The organism is Azospirillum sp. B4 (genome assembly GCF_000333275.1).
GTDB lineage: Bacteria > Pseudomonadota > Alphaproteobacteria > Azospirillales > Azospirillaceae > Nitrospirillum.
This window is the reverse complement of sequence record NZ_BACU01000615.1, coordinates 1-4,849: the sequence shown is the minus strand read 5'-3', so window position 1 is coordinate 4,849 and position 4,849 is coordinate 1. Positions and strand designations below refer to the sequence as shown.

Here is a 4,849-nt window from a genome sequence, read left to right as displayed (position 1 = left end):
GATCATCCGACCAGCCTGTCGGGCAAGCAGACCATCGCCTCGGTCTGTGCCGCCGACTTGGGTTTCGCCCTGACCCTTGAAAACGGCTTGCCCGGCGCCATGGTCGCGTTCCCGTCCCAGACGACGACGATCTATCCCAACGCGAGCGTCACGGCCGAGATCGGGACATGGCTCTTTCTCGCCTTGACCTATGATGGCGCGAGCGGTGTGCTCACGCTTTATGTCAAGGGATTGACCGCTTCGCAGTTTCCGATCGGCCTGCCCACGGTGGCCGATCCGGGAACCTACACGGCCTATGTTGGAGCTCCGCAGCCCCTGGTGAACCCAAAAGGCACGCTGACCTACTTTCAGGGGAATATAGGCCGCCTGACGATCTGGTCCGATGTTAGGGATTCGACCGAGGTTTTGGCCGACAGCGGCATCAGCCCTGTATCCGATCCAGTCGCTGAGCCCAATCTCGAAACCTACCTCGACTTCACCAACCTGCCCGTCGTCGATTATTCCGGCATGAACACGCAAGTTCAGTATCTGGCCGGCGCGCAGTTCCAAGTGGCCGTGCCCGGGCTGGCCCTGGCCGGCACGTCCTATGCCGATGTGGGATCGGCACCGGGCCTTGATTTCTCGGGAACGACGTCTTTCACCATCGACGGCTGGTTCTATCCCACGGGTTACGGCACGTTGACCAGTCTGGCGGGCGCGGGAGCGACCCAGTACGAGGTGGCCTTCGTGGCGGGGGCGACTGGCACGGGCACCGTCCAGTTCACGCGGGCCACGACCAGCGTGACATCGGCCAGCCTGCCCCTGTCCACCTGGTACCATTACACGGCCGTCTATAACGCGGATGATGCCGTGATTTATCTTTATGTGAATGGCAACCTTCAGGCATCGCTGCTGGTCAGCGACGCCGCGCCCGCCGTCAGCGGCGATACTCTGATCGGCGTCAGCGGCACGGGGACCGGCTTCTTCACCGGCATGATCCAGAACACGCGCTTCTGGACAGCCGCTCTGGAGCAGGACGACATTCGCCAATGGCTCTACAACCAACCCCTGACCGATCCTACCCTCGTCGGTTCGTTTGATTTTTCCTTTTCTCCGCCCGTCGACAATACCGATCTCAACACGATCACGCTGATGGCGGGCGCTACCGTGGCCGTGGCGACCGTCAATCTCGCCCCAAGCTCGACCGCCGCCACGGTCGGCGCGATCAGCTCGGTCAACGCCAGCTACCTGAACCAGACCGACGAAACGCCCGACCCGGCACCCACCACCACGGCGAGTACAACCGCGCGCGCCGCGACCGCGGCGACCACAGCGACCCACCCGTCCCTGGGCCATGCCGCCTATCGCGACAGCCAGTGGCAGGCGATTGTCGAACGCTACGGAACACGCCCCCCATCAAGCCAGGCGGCACTCGTGCGGCAGCAACTGATGGAAAGCGTGTGGCAGATTGCTGAGACCGTGCCACCGCTGTCGGACGCGTCATATCAGGCCGACCTGCGCCGTCGGTTCGACTCCGGCTTCGATGCGGCGGAACGGATGTGGGCGGCCAACCCGACCCTGGCGACGGTATTCTCGACCAGCGTCGAGAACGGCATGACACGGTTGACCTATCACGGCCTGAACGGCGACGCCGTGATCTTCGAGGCGGAAGCCGGCTCGGTTACCCAATGCACCCTGGCCTGGATCGGAATGGTCTATCTGGCGACCTACGGCTTCCTAGAGGCGATCGGCGTCGTGCCGCCGATACTGACCGCGACAGGCATCAATAACGTCGCGACCCGTATCTACAATCTGGTGATCGCGAATGCCCGGGCGTTGATCGCGCTCGAGGCGATGGTCCTGGGCGGCGTGACCGCGGTCACCGCCTTCGACTTCATCACCATCCTTTATGAGACGGGCCTGTTGTCGACGGTCATCTGGTACTGCGTCGAAAAGGCCGGCTGGTGGTTTGTGTCCTGGGTGCTGATCGACTGCATCGCGGTCGCCACGGGCGTCGCCGAGGCGGTCGAGCTTGCAAAACTCACCATCTGGGTCGCGCAAATGACGGAGGCAGCTGTGAAAGTCAATAACGGTTGTTACGTGACAGCGGCACAGGCGTAGAGTGCCATCGGCTTAGATGGCAGCACCTGAGCCGATAGCACGATGGGACAAGAGTTTAGAATTATTCCAGCGCTTCAACTGTAAAAGTCTGGACTAAGATTGTGTCCCACTGCGTGGTGTACGAAGCGTGGCCATCGTGTCAGCCCTTCGGAAGGCTCGCTCGTACACCACATAGCCCAATTGCGCGGTAGCATCCCGCTGGAGTGCGGCGGCATGCGCTTCATGGAAGCCGGGCCGGGTGCGACCGATGACGGGCGACTGTGAACCGGCATCGAAGTGGGCCTCTTGGAAAAAGCGAGGCAACGTACTGAAACAGCTCGAGAAAGTGTTAAATGAGCCGGGCCCTGACCGACACCGGTCGGCGATCCCGTCCCCTATACAATTTCTGCTGATTTGTCAGGCTGCTGAGTGCGAGCAAGCTCCGGGCTCCCCTTCGGCGCCGCTTCACATCCATACCTATGTCATTCAGACATCATAGCCGGCATCCCCCAGATGCCGGGGAAATGTGGCATGCACACCATCAGTTCACTTGATCGGAACAGGCGCCGCTGATCCAGCCAGACCCTGGCGCAATTGATTTGAAGAGTTAACCCGATTACCCCAAGAGATGATACCAAATGTTACGAAAAGTGATTTGTTACAAAAAGTGACATTGATAAATGCATTCTGGCGGATAAAAATCCGCTGCCGAATAGATATTTTCTTGCATACTTTGCAACCTTGTCTAATGTGGGGCGGCTTGATAAAGCCTTGACCAGGTGCTGATCCCTATGAAGCAGCTCGAGAATATAGAGAAATTATCCAAATCAAAGAGCTTACCGCAAGTGCGAATTCGACGACTTTTATTGTAAAGTCATTTAATAGAAGATTTTTTGCGAAAAAATCCTCCGCAATACATAGTAAAAGCTAGGGAGTTTTCTGTCATGACTGCCGCGCCCGGATTCTTCTTCACGAGCCATTCTGTTGCCCTTGATCGTGCCGCCCGCTCGGAAACCGGAATTGCCGTCATCGACACGGCCCTCGCCGATTGGCAAACTCTTCGAGCGGATCTGCCCTCGGGCATCGACACGGTCCTGATCGGTGAAGGTCTCGACGGCGTCGCCGTGATGGCGCAGGCGCTCCACGGGCGTCGCGGCGTCCAGGCCATTCATGTGCTGTGCCATGGCTTCGAAGGCGGATTGCAGCTTGGCGCCGCCCGGCTCGACGCCGGAACGCTTCCGTCGCGGGCGAAGGAGTTGGCGGCCATCGGCGCCAGCCTTGCCCCGGATGGCGACATCCTTCTCTATGGCTGCGACGTGGCGGCTGGCCACGGACACGAATTCCTCGACGCCCTCGCCGACATCACCGGTGCGGACATCGCCGCGTCACGGACGTTGACGGGCGCGGCAGACCTGGGCGGCGATTGGGATCTCGGTTGGACGCGCGGCACCGTCCACACCGTGTCCTTGCGAATCGACGCCTATCGCGGCGTGATGGCGGTCGCCCCCGCCTACACCTCCGCGGTCGGTTACATCGGTGAATCGACCTTCACCATCACCTTCGACTCGCCGCTTGATGCCAGCAGCATACCCGCGTTGGCCCGTTTCGGGTCGTCCGTTGATGTCAACGGCACAGGGGTCACGGTCACAGGGGCGACCATTTCCGGCAACTCCGTGACACTTACGATTCAAGCGTCGCTTCTGCCCGGTGATATCATCGATTTCACCTACTCCGATCCGCCTGGCGACGACACCACCGGTGTTTTGCAAGGCGCCACCGGCGGTGTGGACGTCGCGAGCTTCTCGCACTCCCTTATCGTGGCGATCACCCGCCCGGCGCCTACCCTGCAAAGTGCGGCGGTGAACGGCACGGCGCTGGTGCTGACCTACGACAGCGCGCTTGACGCCACCAACATTCCGGCGACGGGCGCCTTCACGGTTTCGGTCGGTGGAAGTTCGGTTTCCGTCACGAACGTCGCCGTGAACAGCGCCAACAAGACCGTCACGCTGACGCTGGCCCAGGCGGCCCAGGCCGGGCAGGCGGTCACCGTCTCCTACACCGATCCAACCTCCGGCGACGACGTCAACGCTATCCAGAGCACCGGTGGGGACGACGCCGCGAGCTTCTCCGCCCAGTCTGTCACCAACAACACGGTCGACACGACACCCCCGGCGGCGCCGGTTGTCACCAGCGCGGCGCTGACCAACAGCGCGACACCGACGATCACGGGCACCGCCGAGGCCGGCAGCACCGTCACCTTGACGGTCGGCGGCGCCACCTACACCACCACCGCCACCGGCGGGACCTGGTCCATCAATCTGTCCACGGCGACCCCAACCAGCGGATCGCTGAGCCTGAACGCCAACGGCGCCAACGCGGTCTCGGTCACCGCGACCGACGCCGCGAGCAACACGTCCACGGCGGGCACCCAGTCGCTGGTCATCGACACCACAGCTCCCAGCGCACCGGCCGTCACCAGCGCGGCATTGGCCAACAGCGCGACGCCGACGATCGCCGGCACCGCCGAGGCCGGCAGCACCGTCACCGTCACGGTCGGCGGCGCCACCTACACCACCACCGCCACCGGCGGGGCCTGGTCCATCAACCTGTCCACGGCGACCCCGACCAGCGGGTCGCTGAGCCTGAACGCCAACGGTGCCAACGCCGTCTCCGCCACCGCGACCGACGCCGCCGGCAACACCTCAACGGCGGGTACCCAGTCGCTGGTTATCGACACCACAGCCCCCGGTGCCCCGGTCGTCACCAGCGC

The 4,849-nt window shown here is 62.4% G+C and carries 2 protein-coding genes; both read left to right on the top strand.

All coding sequences use genetic code 11. The features are described 5' to 3' along the window. A partial coding sequence (locus tag I55_RS27500; RefSeq protein WP_044563931.1) for a LamG-like jellyroll fold domain-containing protein occupies positions 1–2,100 on the top strand: 2,100 nt, incomplete at its 5' end. A gap of 923 nt (positions 2,101–3,023) precedes the next feature. Further along, a partial coding sequence (locus tag I55_RS27495) for a DUF4347 domain-containing protein (protein WP_044563930.1) occupies positions 3,024–4,849 on the top strand: 1,826 nt, incomplete at its 3' end.